The sequence below is a fragment of the Pseudomonas sp. Lb2C2 genome, from assembly GCF_052112205.1.
Taxonomy (GTDB): domain Bacteria; phylum Pseudomonadota; class Gammaproteobacteria; order Pseudomonadales; family Pseudomonadaceae; genus Aquipseudomonas; species Aquipseudomonas kilonensis.
In genome coordinates this window covers 117,980-133,608 of the sequence record NZ_JAUTYW010000002.1, presented here as the reverse complement: position 1 = coordinate 133,608, position 15,629 = coordinate 117,980, and the positions used below count along the sequence as shown (strand labels likewise).

12 protein-coding genes, 1 other RNA gene and 1 pseudogene are annotated in these 15,629 nt (G+C 60.3%); 13 read left to right on the top strand and 1 reads right to left on the bottom strand.

What is annotated here, in order from left to right; translation table 11 throughout:
• The first annotated feature begins 13 nt into the window (after positions 1-13).
• Complete coding sequence (smpB, locus tag Q7F16_RS04830; protein ID WP_003197663.1) at positions 14-496, top strand: SsrA-binding protein SmpB; 483 nt, start codon at positions 14-16, stop codon at positions 494-496.
• 119 nt (positions 497-615) lie between these two features.
• On the opposite strand, the gene Q7F16_RS04825 is transcribed toward smpB, so the two are convergent.
• Positions 616-1,383: an FCD domain-containing protein gene (locus tag Q7F16_RS04825; RefSeq protein ID WP_046063140.1), complete on the bottom strand. Its 768-nt coding sequence runs from the start codon at positions 1,381-1,383 to the stop codon at positions 616-618.
• Between the two features lie 262 nt (positions 1,384-1,645).
• Between Q7F16_RS04825 and Q7F16_RS04820 the strand changes: the two genes are divergently transcribed.
• The 12 genes and pseudogenes from Q7F16_RS04820 to Q7F16_RS04765 all read left to right on the top strand — a co-directional run bounded on the left by Q7F16_RS04820 (position 1,646) and on the right by Q7F16_RS04765 (position 15,593).
• Positions 1,646-3,340, top strand: a complete 1,695-nt coding sequence (locus tag Q7F16_RS04820; RefSeq protein ID WP_046063139.1) for a lactate permease LctP family transporter — start codon at positions 1,646-1,648, stop codon at positions 3,338-3,340.
• A 150-nt stretch (positions 3,341-3,490) separates the two neighbouring features.
• On the top strand, positions 3,491-4,315 hold the full coding sequence (locus Q7F16_RS04815; protein WP_409555981.1) for a (Fe-S)-binding protein: 825 nt from the start codon (positions 3,491-3,493) through the stop codon (positions 4,313-4,315).
• Positions 4,312-5,769 carry a LutB/LldF family L-lactate oxidation iron-sulfur protein gene (locus Q7F16_RS04810; protein WP_046063137.1) on the top strand — a complete coding sequence of 486 codons (1,458 nt, stop codon included), beginning with the start codon at positions 4,312-4,314 and terminating at the stop codon, positions 5,767-5,769. The genes Q7F16_RS04815 and Q7F16_RS04810 overlap by 4 nt, the downstream gene beginning before the upstream one ends.
• The gene (locus tag Q7F16_RS04805) at positions 5,766-6,437 is read left to right on the top strand and encodes a LutC/YkgG family protein (protein ID WP_409555982.1); all 672 of its coding nucleotides are present in this window, start codon (positions 5,766-5,768) and stop codon (positions 6,435-6,437) included. The genes Q7F16_RS04810 and Q7F16_RS04805 overlap by 4 nt, the downstream gene beginning before the upstream one ends.
• On the top strand, positions 6,434-9,244 hold the full coding sequence (locus Q7F16_RS04800; protein ID WP_409555983.1) for an FAD-binding and (Fe-S)-binding domain-containing protein: 2,811 nt from the start codon (positions 6,434-6,436) through the stop codon (positions 9,242-9,244). The genes Q7F16_RS04805 and Q7F16_RS04800 overlap by 4 nt, the downstream gene beginning before the upstream one ends.
• 122 nt (positions 9,245-9,366) lie before the next feature.
• Entirely contained in the window at positions 9,367-9,645 is a 279-nt protein-coding gene (locus tag Q7F16_RS04795; RefSeq protein WP_409555984.1) for a hypothetical protein, read from the top strand.
• Positions 9,646-9,739: 94 nt separating this feature from the next.
• Positions 9,740-10,125: a transfer-messenger RNA gene (gene ssrA / locus Q7F16_RS04790) on the top strand.
• Positions 10,126-10,311: 186 nt separating this feature from the next.
• A complete protein-coding gene (locus Q7F16_RS04785) occupies positions 10,312-11,568 on the top strand; it encodes an integrase domain-containing protein (RefSeq protein ID WP_409555985.1) in 1,257 nt (418 codons plus the stop codon).
• A gap of 1,029 nt (positions 11,569-12,597) precedes the next feature.
• Positions 12,598-13,999: pseudogene (locus tag Q7F16_RS04780) on the top strand (YfjI family protein).
• Complete coding sequence (locus Q7F16_RS04775) at positions 13,983-14,351, top strand: hypothetical protein (protein WP_409555986.1); 369 nt, start codon at positions 13,983-13,985, stop codon at positions 14,349-14,351. Before Q7F16_RS04780 ends, Q7F16_RS04775 begins: the two are co-directional and overlap by 17 nt.
• Positions 14,329-15,309, top strand: a complete 981-nt coding sequence (locus Q7F16_RS04770) for an integrase domain-containing protein (protein ID WP_409556038.1) — start codon at positions 14,329-14,331, stop codon at positions 15,307-15,309. Before Q7F16_RS04775 ends, Q7F16_RS04770 begins: the two co-directional genes overlap by 23 nt.
• Positions 15,306-15,593, top strand: a complete 288-nt coding sequence (locus tag Q7F16_RS04765) for a hypothetical protein (protein ID WP_409555987.1) — start codon at positions 15,306-15,308, stop codon at positions 15,591-15,593. Before Q7F16_RS04770 ends, Q7F16_RS04765 begins: the two co-directional genes overlap by 4 nt.
• The last annotated feature ends 36 nt before the right edge of the window (positions 15,594-15,629 follow it).

Genomic DNA, 15,629 nt, shown 5'->3' with positions numbered 1-15,629 from the left:
TAATGCCGCCCCTATGGCTAAACAGAAGAAACACCCCACAGGGACCATCGCGCAAAATAAAAAGGCGCGACACGATTACTTCATCGAACAGCGTTTCGAGGCTGGCATGGTCCTGGCCGGCTGGGAAGTAAAGAGTCTGCGTGCCGGCAAGGCGCAACTGGTCGACAGCTACGTGCTGCTCAAGGACGGCGAGGCCTGGCTGCTGGGCAGTCATTTCACGCCGCTGACCACCGCCAGCACCCACGTGATCGCCGACCCGACGCGCTCGCGCAAGCTGCTGCTCAACAAGCGCGAGCTGGAAAAGCTCTTCGCCTCCGTGCAGCAGAAGGGCTACACCTGCGTCTGCACGTCGTTGTACTGGAGCAAGCACTTGATCAAGTGTGAAATTGCCCTGGGCAAGGGCAAGAAGGAATACGACAAGCGCGACACCGAACGCGAACGCGATGCCGGCCGTGAGCTGCAGCGCGCTGTGCGCAACAAGGGCAAGGAAGACTAGCCCGGGATCAACTGTGGGAGCCGAGCTTGCTCGCGATGACGTCGACACATCCGGTAGTGATGGGTCAGACAGACCGCTTTCGCGAGCAAGCTCGCTCCCACAGGGGTCCACCGGCGCGATTACATCCCTTTACGCCGCTCTGCCCGCGCCACGCGCTGCACTTCCTGACGCACCTCTTCCAAGACTTCCTGCACATACAAGATATGCCGGCTGGACACTTCCCGCGCCTGTTCGGCATGCCCGTCCATGATGGCCTGGTACAGCTCTCGGTGCTGGCTGATCAGCATGTCGCGAGTTTCACTGCGCTGCTTGTACATGCCGCCGATATTGGTGACGACGTTGCGCTTGAGCAGGTCGAACAAACCGCGGATGGTGTGCAGCAACACCGCGTTATGACTGGCCTCGGCGATCGCCAGGTGAAACCGGGCATCCGCCGCGCCCTCCTCCGCCCGGCTCACCTCGTCGTGGCGTGAGTAACAATCCTGCAGCTCGTCAAAGGCCGCCGTCAGCCGTTCGCGATCCACCTCCGTGGCCCGCTGCGCCGCGTAAAAAGCGCAGGACGCTTCCAGGGTGTGACGGAACTCCAACAAGTCACGCTGCGCTTCGGGATTGCTTTCCAACAGTTGCAGCAGCGGATCACTGAACGTCGAGCCTAACGACTCCACCACATAGTTGCCGCCGCCCTGACGACTGACCAACAAGCCCTTGGCCGCCAGTTTCTGGATCGCCTCGCGCAACGAAGGGCGTGACACGCCGAACTGCTCAGCCAGGGTCCGCTCGGCAGGCAGCCGCTCACCGGACTTGAGCGTGCCCTCAAGGATCATGCCTTCAAGCCGCTCGACAATATCGTCAGACAAACGGCGCTGACGAATCTGATCAAACCCCATAACTCAATTCTCCACGATCCCGACGGCTCGCCGGGCTCTCTATTCTGGCCCATCCGGGCCTTGTCCACACCCATCAAAGCCGTTTTGCACCACCGGATCAGATGCACTCTGCACCGCTTATTCGACGAAAGTTTCAGGGCGGCAAATTGACACACGACAACCAAGGCTTTTACCCTAGCCAACAGCGATTGTAAATTGGTATTACCAATTAACCAAACCCGCTGGCAGTGCCTGACCAACAACAATTAGGGGCCCACCCATTATGCAAACCTGGCAACAGCTCTACAGCCCGCTCGGCAGCCTCGGCTTGTCCGCACTCGCGGCCGTTATCCCCATCGTATTTTTCTTCCTGGCCTTGGCGGTGTTTCGCCTCAAGGGGCATGTGGCCGGCAGCATCACCCTGGCGCTGGCGATTGCCGTGGCGATCTTCGCGTTCCAGATGCCGGCAGACATGGCCTTTGCCGCCGCCGGCTATGGCTTTGCCTATGGCCTGTGGCCCATCGCCTGGATCATCGTCGCCGCCGTATTCCTCTACAAACTGACGGTCAAGAGCGGCCAGTTCGAGGTGATTCGCAGCTCGGTGCTGTCGATTACCGATGACCAGCGTCTGCAAGTTCTGCTGATCGGCTTTTGCTTCGGCGCATTTCTGGAAGGTGCCGCCGGCTTCGGCGCACCGGTGGCGATCACTGCCGCCCTGCTGGTCGGCCTGGGCTTCAACCCCCTGTACGCCGCCGGCCTGTGCCTGATCGCCAACACCGCCCCAGTGGCGTTCGGCGCACTGGGCATTCCGATTATCGTGGCCGGCCAGGTCACCGGAATCGACGCCTTCAAGATCGGCGCCATGACCGGTCGCCAATTGCCCTTGCTGTCGTTGTTCGTGCCGTTCTGGCTGGTGTTCATGATGGACGGCCTGCGCGGCGTGCGGGAAACCTGGCCAGCGGCATTGGTGGCAGGCTTGAGCTTCGCCATCACCCAGTACTTCACCTCCAACTTCATTGGCCCGGAACTGCCGGACATCACCTCCGCCCTGGCCAGCCTGATTTCCCTGACGCTGTTCCTGAAAGTCTGGCAGCCCAAGCGCACCGCTGGCGCCCAGATTGCCGGCGCCACCTCCAGCGCAACGGTCACCGCCAGCGTCGGCGGTTTCGGTCAACCGCGCAGCACCGTGGCTTCGCCCTACAGCCTGGGGGAAATCATCAAGGCCTGGTCGCCGTTCCTGATCCTGACCGTATTGGTGACGATCTGGACCCTCAAGCCGTTCAAGGCGATGTTCGCCGCTGGCGGTTCGATGTACGGCTGGGTGTTCAACTTCGCCATCCCGCACCTGGACCAGATGGTGATCAAGGTCGCGCCCATCGTGATCAACCCCACTGCCATTCCGGCCGTGTTCAAGCTTGATCCGATTTCCGCCACCGGCACGGCGATTTTCTTCTCCGCATTGATCTCGATGCTGGTGCTGAAGATCAATATCAAAACTGGTCTTACCACTTTTAAAGAGACACTTTTCGAGCTGCGCTGGCCGATCCTGTCCATCGGCATGGTGCTGGCATTCGCCTTCGTCACCAACTACTCGGGCATGTCGTCGACCATGGCCCTGGTGCTGGCCGGCACGGGCGCGGCGTTCCCGTTCTTCTCGCCGTTCCTGGGTTGGCTGGGTGTGTTCCTGACCGGTTCCGATACGTCGTCCAACGCGCTGTTCAGCTCGCTGCAAGCCACCACCGCGCACCAGATCGGCGTCAACGACACCTTGCTCGTCGCGGCCAACACCAGCGGCGGCGTGACCGGCAAGATGATTTCGCCACAATCGATCGCGGTGGCCTGCGCCGCGACCGGGCTGGTGGGCAAAGAATCGGATCTGTTCCGTTTCACCCTCAAACACAGCCTATTCTTTGCAACGATTGTCGGCCTGATCACGTTGGCCCAGGCCTACTGGTTTACCGGCATGCTGGTTCATTAAGTCCTACACGCAACACTGAAAAAACCGACGCCGAACCGTGATTCGGCGTCTGCTATTCACCACCGGGTCTGCAAGGCTGCTGAAAGATTTCCTGTCTATATTCAGCAGCCTCAGCGGACGGATAACCGGGACCACCCGGAGACACGCCTGATGAGCGAGCTTTTTTACAACGCCGTGCCGAACGCGACCCGTGTCGCCCCGCCATTGCCCGAGCCTCGGCAGTACCCCAGCGAAAAACCGCGACGGGTCTACCTGTTCGGTACTTGCGTGGTGGACCTGTTCTATCCCGAAGCCGGGATGGATGCGATTCATCTGCTGGAGCGCGAAGGAATCCGGGTGGACTACCCGCAAGGGCAAAGTTGCTGCGGCCAACCGGCCTACACCTCGGGCTACACCGAGCAGGCGCGGACAGTGGCACGGGCGCAGTTGGCCTTGTTTGCCGAAGACTATCCGGTGGTGGTGCCCTCGGGCTCCTGCGCCGGCATGCTGCGCGAGCATTACGCCGACCTGTTCAAGGACGAGCCCGACACGCTCAAACAGGTCCAGGCCCTGGCGGCCCGGACCTATGAACTGGCTGAATTCCTGCTGTTTGTCTGCAAGGTGCAGTTGAACGACAGCGGTGAGCCGGTGAAGGTTGCGCTGCACACGTCCTGCTCGGCACGGCGTGAAATGAACACCCACCTGCACGGCCGCGCGTTGTTGGCGCAGCTACGCAATGTGGAGCGAGTCGATCACAGCCACGAAAGTGAATGCTGTGGTTTTGGTGGGACGTTCAGCGTTCGCATGCCGGATATTTCCGGCGCGATGGTAGCCGACAAGACCCGAGCGCTGAAGGAATCCGGCGCGCACAAGGTCATCAGTGCCGATTGTGGCTGCCTGATGAACATCAACGGCGCACTGGAAAAACAGCAGGAGGCGTTACGCGGCCAGCACCTGGCGAGCTTCCTCTGGCAGCGTAGCGGAGGTGTCGCATGAGCACGCCGACGCTGATTCCGACCGTTGAGGTGCAGGAAGATTTTCGCGCCCGAGCCCACAAGGCCCTGGACGACACGCAACTGCGAAACAACTTTCGCAGCGCGATGGATTCACTGATGACCAAGCGGGCAACGTCCTTCAGCGATGCCCACGAAAGAGAACACCTGCGTGTGCTGGGCAATGCCGTCCGCGCCCGTGCGTTATCGAAGCTGCCCGACCTGCTCGAGCAACTTGAAAGCAACCTGACCCGCAACGGTGTGAACGTGCACTGGGCGGAAACGGTGGACGAAGCCAACGGCATCGTCCTCTCGATCATCCGCGCTCACGAGGCGCGGCAAGTGATCAAGGGCAAATCGATGGTCAGCGAAGAGATGGAGATGAACCATTTCCTCGAGGCTCGGGACATTGAATGTCTTGAGTCCGACATGGGGGAATACATCGTCCAGCTCGACCACGAGAAGCCTTCACATATCATTATGCCGGCGATCCACAAGAATGCCGGTCAGGTCGCGTCCTTGTTCCACGACAAACTCGGAGTGGAGTACACCAAGGACGTTGACCAACTCATTCAGATCGGTCGCAAGGTATTGCGGCAGAAATTCTTCGAGGCCGACATCGGCGTCTCCGGCGTCAACTTCGCCGTCGCTGAAACCGGCACGCTGCTGCTGGTGGAAAACGAAGGCAACGGGCGGATGTCCACCACCGTGCCGCCGGTACACATTGCCGTGACCGGCATCGAAAAAGTCGTCGAGAACCTGCGCGACGTCGTGCCGCTGCTGTCGCTGCTGACCCGCTCGGCCCTCGGCCAGCCGATCACCACTTACGTCAACATGATCTCCGGCCCGCGCAAGCCTGACGAACTGGACGGCCCCCAGGAAGTCCACCTGGTCCTGCTCGACAACGGTCGCAGCCAGGCGTTTGCCGATAGCGAATTGCGCCAGACGCTGAACTGCATTCGCTGCGGCGCCTGTATGAATCATTGCCCGGTCTATACCCGAATCGGCGGCCATGCCTACGGCGAGGTGTACCCGGGACCTATCGGAAAAATCATCACGCCGCACATGGTCGGCCTGGCCAAGGTGCCGGACCACCCGAGCGCCTCTTCGCTGTGCGGTGCCTGCGGTGAAGTGTGTCCGGTGAAGATTCCGATCCCGGCTTTGCTGCGCCGGCTGCGGGAAGAAAACGTCAAGGCGCCGGACAGCCCCCATCAGGTGATGCGCGGCCAGGGCAGCAAATACTCGCCCAAGGAACGCTTCATCTGGAATGCCTGGGCTCGGCTCAACAGTTCGCCACGGTTGTATCGGCTGTTCGGGTTCCTCGCCACCCGCCTGCGCGCCCTGACGCCCAACAACGTCGGCCCCTGGACCCAGAACCACAGCGCCCCCAAACCCGCCGCCCGCTCATTGCATGACCTGGCCCGCGAACACCTGAACCAGCAGGGAGACCGCCGATGAGCGCCAAGGACAATATCCTCGCCAAGCTGCGTAAAAGCCTGACCGGCGCCACGCCCGTTGCCGACAACTTCGACGTCGAGCTGGTGACGCAAACCTATCGCTATGCGCCCGAGGAACGAATCCCACAACTGCGCAAATTGATGGAAGCGGTGCACACCGAAATCCATCTGACATCCGGTGACGACTGGCCGGCGCTGCTCGCGCAATTGCTGCACGACCGTCAATTGCCGAGCCTGCTCATCGCCCCGACCACCGCGCACGGGGAAAAGATCACACAGTTCTGGGCGAACAATCCGGACCTGCCAACCCTCAAGGCCTACGACCGCCCGGTAGAAGAGTGGAAAGCCGAGTTGTTCAACGACACCCCCGCCAGCCTGACCGGCACCCTTGGCGCCATCGCCGCCACCGGCAGCCTGATTCTCTGGCCAACCCGGGAAGAGCCGCGACTGATGAGCCTGGTGCCACCGGTGCATTTCGCCTTGCTCAAGGCCAGCGAAATCCGTGACAACTTCTATGAAGTGCAGCAGGAATTCGAGTGGGCCCAAGGCATGCCCACCAACGCCCTGCTGGTATCGGGCCCGTCGAAAACCGCCGACATCGAGCAAATCCTGGCCTATGGCGCCCATGGTCCGAAGGATCTGGTGGTTTTGATTCTGGAGGACCAATGACCCTTCCGGCCCCTTTCCTACACGACGTCCAACAACTGATCCCGCAGAAACGCCGTTTCGACGATCCGCTGTCGACTTTGGCCTTCGGCACCGACGCCAGTTTCTATCGGCTGATTCCGAAACTGGTGGTGCGTGTCGAATCCGAAGATGAAGTGATTGCCCTGCTGAAACTGGCCCAGCGCGACCAGGTTCCAGTCACGTTCCGCGCCGCCGGCACCAGCCTGTCCGGGCAAGCCATCAGCGACTCGGTGCTGATTGTGCTCGGGGACAACTGGAACGGGCGCGAGGTTCGCGAGCAAGGCATGCAGATTCGTTTGCAACCCGGCGTGATCGGCGCCCAGGCCAACGCCTGGCTGGCCCCGTTCGGGCGCAAGATCGGCCCAGATCCGGCGTCGATCAACGCCTGCAAAATCGGCGGCATCGTCGCCAACAACGCCAGCGGCATGTGCTGCGGCACGGCGCAGAACACCTATCACACCCTGGCTGGCATCCGCCTGGTGCTGGCCGACGGCACGCGCCTGGACACCGAAGACGACAGCAGCGTGGCGGCTTTTCGTACGAGCCATGGCGAACTGCTGGAACGCCTGGCGACTTTGGGCCGCGAGACCCGCGCCAACACTGAACTGGCTGCGCGAATCCGGCATAAATACCGTCTGAAAAATACCACCGGCCTGTCACTCAATGCCCTGGTGGATTTCGACGAGCCTGTGGATATCTTGAGCCACCTGCTGGTCGGCTCCGAAGGCACCCTCGGCTTCATCAGCGCGGTGACCTACAACACCGTTATCGACCATCCGAACAAGGCTTCGGCGCTGATCGTCTTCCCCGATGTGGAGACCTGCTGCAATGCCGTCACCGTGCTGAAAAGCCAGCCGGTATCGGCCGTGGAGCTACTGGACCGTCGCAGCCTGCGCTCGGTGCAGGACAAACCGGGCATGCCGGATTTCGTACAACATCTGTCGACCGATGCCTGCGCCTTGCTGATCGAATCCCGCGCCGCTTCCTCGTCTTTACTGCAAGAACAACTGGCCCGGATCATGGCCTCCCTGGCCGGTTTCCCGGTGGAAAAACAGGTCGACTTTACCGAAGACCCACGGGAAAACGCCCGGCTCTGGGCGATCCGCAAAGACACCTTTCCTGCCGTCGGGGCAGTACGCAAAACCGGAACCACGGTGATCATCGAAGACGTGACCTTTCCGGTGGAACAACTGGCCATTGGCGTAAACCGCCTGATCGAGCTGTTCGACAAACATCACTACGACGAAGCGATCCTTTTCGGACACGCGCTGGAAGGCAATCTGCACTTCGTCTTCACCCAAGGCTTCAACAACCCTGAAGAAGTCGCACGCTACCAAGCGTTCATGGATGACGTGGCGCAGTTGGTGGCGGTGGAGTTCGGTGGCTCGCTGAAAGCCGAACACGGCACCGGGCGCAACATGGCGCCGTTCGTCGAGCTGGAATGGGGCAGTGACGCCTATCAGTTGATGTGGCAGCTCAAACGCCTGCTCGACCCCAGCGGCATCCTCAACCCGGACGTGGTGCTCAGCGAAGACCCGCAGATCCACCTCAAGCACCTCAAACCGCTGCCGGCCGCCGATGAGATTGTGGATAAGTGCATCGAGTGCGGTTTCTGCGAGCCGGTGTGCCCGTCCAAGGACCTGACCTTGAGCCCGCGCCAGCGCATCGTGATCTGGCGCGATATCCAAGCCAAGAAACGCGCCGGCACGGACACCAGCGAACTGGAACGTGCCTACCAATACCAGGGCATCGATACCTGCGCCGCCACGGGCCTGTGTGCACAACGTTGCCCGGTAGGCATCAATACCGGCGAACTGGTGAAAAAATTGCGCAGCCGTGACGCGACGAAGACGAAAACCGCCAACTGGATTGAAGGAAATTTCGCCACCACACTGCAAGGCGCGCGCTTCGCCCTCCACGTGGCCAACGGTGCGCGCATGCTGCTGGGCGCGCCTCGCCTGGCGAGACTGTCGGCCTCATTGACGCGCCTGTCCAAGGGCCAGGTGCCACAGTGGACCAACGCCATGCCCCAGCCGGAAAAGGCGATCCGTTTCAGCCCCGCCGTGTCGGACGAACGTCCTAGAGTCGTGTACCTGGCGGCGTGCGTGTCGCGGGTCATGGGCCCGGCGGCAGCGGACAAGGAGCAGATGTCGCTGTACGACAAGACCCTCGGCCTGCTGGAAAAGGCCGGTTATCAGGTGGTCTTTCCAGACAACGTGGATAGCCTCTGCTGCGGCCAGCCCTTTGCGTCCAAAGGCTACACCGAACAAGCCGAGCACAAGCGCCAGGAACTGATCGGCGCCTTGCTGCACGCCAGTCGCGGCGGGCTCGACCCAATCTACTGTGACACCAGCCCCTGCACATTGCGGCTGGTCCAGGACCTTGGCGACGTGCGCCTGGATCTGTATGACCCGGTGCGCTTCATCCGTACCCACTTGATGGATCGACTCGATTTCATTCCCCAAGAGGCGCCCATCGCCGTGCACGTCACGTGCAGCACGCAGCACCTCGGCGAAAGCCAGGCGCTGATCGACCTGGCGCGCCAATGCAGTAAAAACGTGGTTATCCCGGAAGGCATCCATTGTTGCGGTTTCGCCGGCGACAAAGGCTTCTCCACGCCAGAACTCAATGCCCACTCGCTGCGCTCACTGAAGGACGCGGTACAGCATTGCAGCGAAGGGATCTCCACCAGCCGCACCTGTGAGATCGGTCTTACCCAACACGGCGCAATTGACTACCACGGGCTGGTCTACCTGGTTGATCGAGTGACCCGTGCAAGGGTGACCTGAGAAAAAAATAGAACCCTGGCGAACGACGGCAGTCCACTAAGCAGGTCCTGCAAACGCAGGACTTCCTCAAATTGGTAGTCCTGATGGCCAGCAAATGCTGCCCTTGGGTCAAGGAGAGACACATGAAACGCTCTGTACTGCTAGGTCTGTTCGTCACTGCCTCCATGCTGGCGTCGTCTTCGTTTGCCGCCGATCTCTGTGATACCAACCTGAAAACCATCGAGAACGCGAAGACCCAGTATCAGGGCTCGGATATCGAGGCTAAAGTCGAGGCCAGCATCCAGCAGGCCAAGGCCCATCAAGCCATGAACACCAAGGAAGGCACCGAGAAATGCATCTCCGAAACCACCCAGACCATCCAGGAGATCCAGAACGTCAGCAAAGACGGTAAAAGCTCCTGACCGCTGAGGGCCAACCTTCGGGTTGGCCTCAGACGCGGATTGGCGTACACTGCAGGTGCTTGCCGCTTCAGTAGATCCACGAAGCGTCAGGCTCGGGGCCGTTTAGGATTCGACGCCGGTTGCGAAACTTTAGGTGCATGCCGAGTTGGTAACAGAACTCGTAAATCCACTGTTGCAACTTCTATAGTTGCCAATGACGAAACCTACGGTGTTGAAAACGCAGCTCTGGCTGCCTAAAACACTTCTGGTACCTTCGGGTCCAGCAATCATCAGGGGATGTCTGTAAACCCAAAGTGATTGTCATATAGAACAGAATCGCCGTGCAGTACGTTGTGGACGAAGCGGCTAAAACTTACACAACTCGCCCAAAGCACCCTGCCCGTCGGGTCGCTGAGGGTTAACTTAATAGACACGGCTACGCATGTAGTACCGACAGCGGAGTACTGGCGGACGGGGGTTCAAATCCCCCCGGCTCCACCACTTCATCATCTAAAGGCGTCCACGGACGTCTTTTTTTGTGCCTGAAATCCGGTAAATACGCGGCTTCCAGGGCTTCTGGGGACTTTTGAGAATTTCTGAGTTCCAGGCGCTTTGGTATCCCAGGTGGTATCCCGGGCTGCCAAGTGCTACTTTCAGGATACCAAAACGGTGCTGGAGGTAGCCCCCATGCCTACTAACGCAACCCGCCTCTCCGATCGCCAGCTCAAGGCAGTCAAGGCAACTGGTAAAGACTTCGTCCTCAGCGACGGCGACGGCCTGCAGCTTCGAGTACGCGCCAGCGGCTCGATGATGTGGAATTTCAATTATCGCGAGCCGTTGACCAGAAGCCGTCTTAATATGGCGCTCGGTCCATACCCCGACCTCTCATTAGCGAATGCTCGGAAGAAAGCAGTCGAGGCGCGAGAGCTACTTGCTCAAGGCATTGATCCCAAAGCCCAGCGCGATGAGCAAAGGCAAGCCAGATTGGCTGAGACCGAACACACCTTCGAGAAGATAGCCACCGCCTGGTTCGAACTGAAGAAAGACTCAGTGACGCCAGCGTATGCCGAGGACATTTGGCGTTCACTCACGCTGCATGTTTTCCCGAGCATGAAATCGACGCCGCTTTCTGAAGTCAGTGCTCCTATGGTGATCAAGCTCCTTCGCCCGATTGAGGCCAAAGGCAGCCTCGAAACAGTGAAGCGGCTGAGCCAACGACTCAACGAGATCATGACCTACGGGGTCAATTCAGGACTTATCTTTGCGAACCCCCTCAGTGGCATTCGGGCGGTGTTCAAGAAACCCAGAAAAGAGAACATGGCCGCGCTACGACCTGACGAGCTTCCGGAGCTCATGATGGAAATCGCGAATGCCAGCATCAAGCGAGTCACGCGCTGTCTGATCGAATGGCAGTTGCACACGATGACCCGCCCTGTCGAGGCAGCCACCACTCGGTGGGCAGACATCGATTTCGACAAACGCATTTGGACCATCCCACCGGAGCGCATGAAAAAGCGTCGCCCGCATACCATCCCGCTGACCGAACAGGCACTCGCGTTACTGGAGACGCTCAAGCCCCACAGCGGCCACAGGGAATACGTGTTCCCGGCAGATAGAAATCCGCGCACCCACGCCAACAGCCAGACCGCCAACATGGCGTTGAAACGCATGGGCTTCCAGGACCGCTTGGTCAGCCACGGCATGCGCTCCATGGCCAGCACCATCCTGAACGAGCATGGCTGGGATCCGGAGCTGATTGAAGTCGCGCTGGCGCATGTCGACAAAGACGAAGTCCGAAGTGCCTACAACCGAGCGGACTACATCGAGCGCCGGCGTCCGATGATGGCTTGGTGGAGTGAGCACATCAAAAAAGCGGCCACTGGCAACCTGTCGGCATCTGCGATCAATCAAACCAGAGACCACAACGTCGTGCCGATACGGTGAGCGCTCACCGGACGCCGCCGGTAACCGAAAATGACTCCCCAGATGGAGTGATGGTTGATTTGGCGACAGCGGCGACACCGGCGACAACCCGTGTAATACCTGGCCTGCAGCATGGCGAGAGATATGGCGACTGTCGCCGCTGCAAGCCTCGCTCTTTGGGCTTTCTCGGCCAAGCCCACGCGAGCGGGAAGGCTCCGCATTCCCACTCGCATGGGCTCACATTAAAAAACGACGAACGACCACCCAGCCATGTAATGCCACCGACTTCCAAGGTCTTCCAGCGCTACCAATAGGCGCAAGAGTCACCCCCAAAATACGGTTGACCGCGAGCGGAACGAGCGCTAAACCAGAACCGTACAAGCGCTGCCCTCGACAGCAACCCAGGTAGCCAGAACCTTTGAGGCTACGCCACATCGTGGTGGTTTTCCCCAAGTGCGATTAGCGTCCGGCGGCTCGCACGGTCACAGCGATGTGATGGATGCCACTTCTTCCAGAATGCCCACTGCGGCAACTCATGCCCCCTCCTGGCTGCTCTGCAGCAACTTATCCGCTTGGCTATTTCTTGCGCCAACCTTTTGCCCGTCTCTTTGCCCCCTAAAGAGACGGGCGCATCTCACACTGCTGCAGCCCTGCTCGCACGCGCCTTTGCGGCTTTCCCCCTCGTGACAATCGGCGTGACAAACACCGAATGCTCACTCGCCACAGCGATGCCGATGATGGTGCCGCAGCCCATGAAATGGACTGCACCTGACTGACAGTCAGGCATGCCCCAGTCATCGCATCACTGCCTTCACCCGACTCAGGATCTCGCGACACCGGTCTCGTCAGCCAGTGCAGCCTCCACCCGCCCACCGCTATCGGTGTTCAGGAGGCCAGATCATGAGATGCCCAAGCTCCCGGCCGTAAGGAGCCGTCAGTCCCGCGTTGGTGGACAAACCTCACAGGTCGCAGGGGCCTTGATCCCTGATATCACTCAACAACCGTGGCGGGATGAGTGAGGACGAAGTCGATAATCTCAGGAGAATAGCGATGCAACTGTGCGAAGCGTTCGAGCCACCACAACCATTGCTGGAATACCAGCAGGCGCCACTGCCCTACCCGGTCGAAGCACTCGGGGATTTGTTAGGCCCTGCGGTCGAACGACTGGCCGAGGTGATCGGCGTGCCCTGCGCCATGGCTGCACAGTCGGTGCTGGCTACCACTGCCTTGGTGAGCCAGGGTCATGCCAATGCCCAACTTGACGGCCGAACCTATCCGCTGTCCCTCTACCTACTGACGGTGGCGTCCTCGGGGGATCGCAAAAGCGCGGTGGACCATCTGGCACTGAAGGCGGCACGCGACTGGGAACGACAGCAGTGGACCCTGTATGCGGAAAAGCTCAAAGCCTATCGCGCCGCTACCAGCATCATGGCCAAACCCAAAACCTCAAAGAAACACGCGGAGGGTGGAAGGCGGTGAGCTATCCGAGCCGGTACCGCCGAGACTGATCATTGCCGAGCCCACCATTGAGGCTCTGGTCAAAAGTCTGTGCCATGGCTTGCCCAGCATGGGCTTGTTCAATGATGAAGGTGGCCAGTTCTTGGGCAGCAGCACCATGAGCAAAGAGAATCTGCTCAAAGCGATCACCACCTTGTCGACACTGTGGGATGGCAGCCCGATCGACCGGGCGCGCTCCATGGCCGGAGAAAGCCTGCGTGCCTATGACCGCCGCCTCAGCCTGCACCTGATGCTGCAGCCCTACCTGGCCAACCAGCTGTTCAAAGATCCGGTGATCAATGGCCAAGGCATCCTCGGTCGTTGCCTGATCAGTTGGCCCGAGCGCCTGGTCGGCCAGCGCCTCTACAAGGCGATCGACCTTAGCCGGGATGTCAGAGTCCAGCGCTACCAACAACGGATCACCGCCCTGCTGCAACAGCCCTGGTCGCTTCACCGGGATGGGTCACTCAATCCCGCCACACTGGAGCTGACTTCCCGTGCCCGCCGGGTCTGGATTGATATTCACGACACCATCGAATGTCAGTCTGGCGAGTTCGGCGAGCTGGCCGGCGTCCAGCCTGTCGCGGGCAAGGCGGCGGCGAATGTACTGCGTATCGCGGGCGTGCTGGCCATGGTTGAAGAGGCCGGTGTGTTGGATGAAGCACACATCCAGCGCGCCTCCACGTTGATGGATTACTACCTGGCCGAGATTCAGCGCCTGACCGAACAGGAGCCGGTCAATAGTCGACGCGAAGAAGCGGATCGGCTGCTGCGCTGGTTGGTGCAGAAAGGCTGGACCCACTTCACCGTCCGCGACGTTAATCGCAACGGTCCTCGTTTTGCCCGCAAGAGCGCTGACCATACCGCTTCTTTATTAGTCGTGCTGATCACGCATCGCTGGCTGAGCAGCCGCGACGGAAAAACGTTCGAGGTCCGCCATGTTTCGCCTCAATGACGCGGTGCGCCGCTACCAGGCGCAACATCAAGCGCAGCCAGAATCGCGGCGTGTCGCCGCCTCTGTCGCCACCCTGTCGCCACGCGCCAGGCCAGAAACGACGCGGGTTGTCGCGACTGTCGCCGCTGTCGCCGCTGTCGCCACACCACCCTTGGACCCTGCCCTCCTCGCCCGGCTGATCAAGCAACTGCGCGAGGAAGGGGCACTGCTGCAACACCACGAGAACGCCCTCCTGATCCGCCCGACACACTGGCAGCAGGTGGACCGGCTCAGCCCTCACTGGAAAGCCTTGCTGCTCTTTCTGCAAACAAACGAAAACGGTGATGACGATGGCCTTGGTCGGTCGGCGTGATGGTCGCAACTTTGGCTATGGCCGCCAGCTAAGTTACGCCGGCCCGCAAGCGCTCAAGGATCTGTTTGCCGGTGGCCACTTCGCCACGGTTAAAGCGCATAGCGATCGTTGGCAAGCGTTCGTGCGTTGGTGTCGGTCAGAGGACGGCCCCGGTTACAACGATGCGCGCCAGATTGATCGACAGACGCTGCAAGACTACGCCGCTTACCTGCGCCAGCAGATCCAGCAAGGTGAACTCTGCATCGCCACCGCGCAGAACCGCCTGAGCAGCGTCAACCGCACCCTCGCTGCGCTGCGCGGTGATCAGGACGTGAGGATCGCCAGCCCGAGTCAGGCGTTGGGACAGAAGCGCTCAAGCGTACGCACCCGCGCACCGGATGGCCAAGACCGCCAACAGGTGCGGCGAGTGCTTGAGGTACTGGGCGAACAACACCACGAGCGGGTGGCCGCGATTGTCCGTCTGGCCCGAGCAACCGGCATGCGCCTGCGCGAAGCGATACTGGCTGATCTGCCGCGATTGCACCGCGAAGCCGAACACTTGGGCCGCATCAACATCCAGGACGGCACCAAGGGCGGCCGCTCAGGCGCATCAGCGCCGCGCTGGGTTGTGGCCAATGAAGAGGTGAAGGCGGCCCTGCAGTTGGCTCGTAATGCCTCGCCGTCCGGCAGCCGCAACTTGCTGGCCCGCGACGAAAGCTACGCCGCGTTCCTGCATCAGATCGTACTCCCCGCCCGCGAAACGTTGCATGAACACGGACTGAAAGGCTTTCATGAACTGCGAGCGGCCTACGCCTGCGAGCGTTACGAACAGCTCACGGGCCACGCCGCACCACTCAACGGTGGTCACTGTCATCACATTGACAGTGAACTAGATCGACAGGCGCGGCAACAGATCAGCCTTGAACTCGGGCATAACCGGATCGATGTGGTGTCGGCGTACATTGGTGGCCGATCATGAGCAGACAGTTCGATATGGCGCTGTTCCTGTGCGGCGTACTGAATGGCTCAAAGGTCACGCAGCAACGACACCTACGCCAAGCCCGAATCATGCAAGCGGTCATTCAGCAACGATGGCAGCAAGATAATCCCTGGACCTGGCAGCTAAAACATATGCGCTGGTTTTTCACTCAGCACCTGAAAGACCACTCCGACGCCACCCGGTATTACTATCAACTCACCGTCCTAATCATTTGGAAGCGATTGGGCCACCACCGAAAATTGCTGATTCAGTTGCTCAGCTAGACGTAGGGCCGCATAACGGCTTGGAAAGTGAGAGTG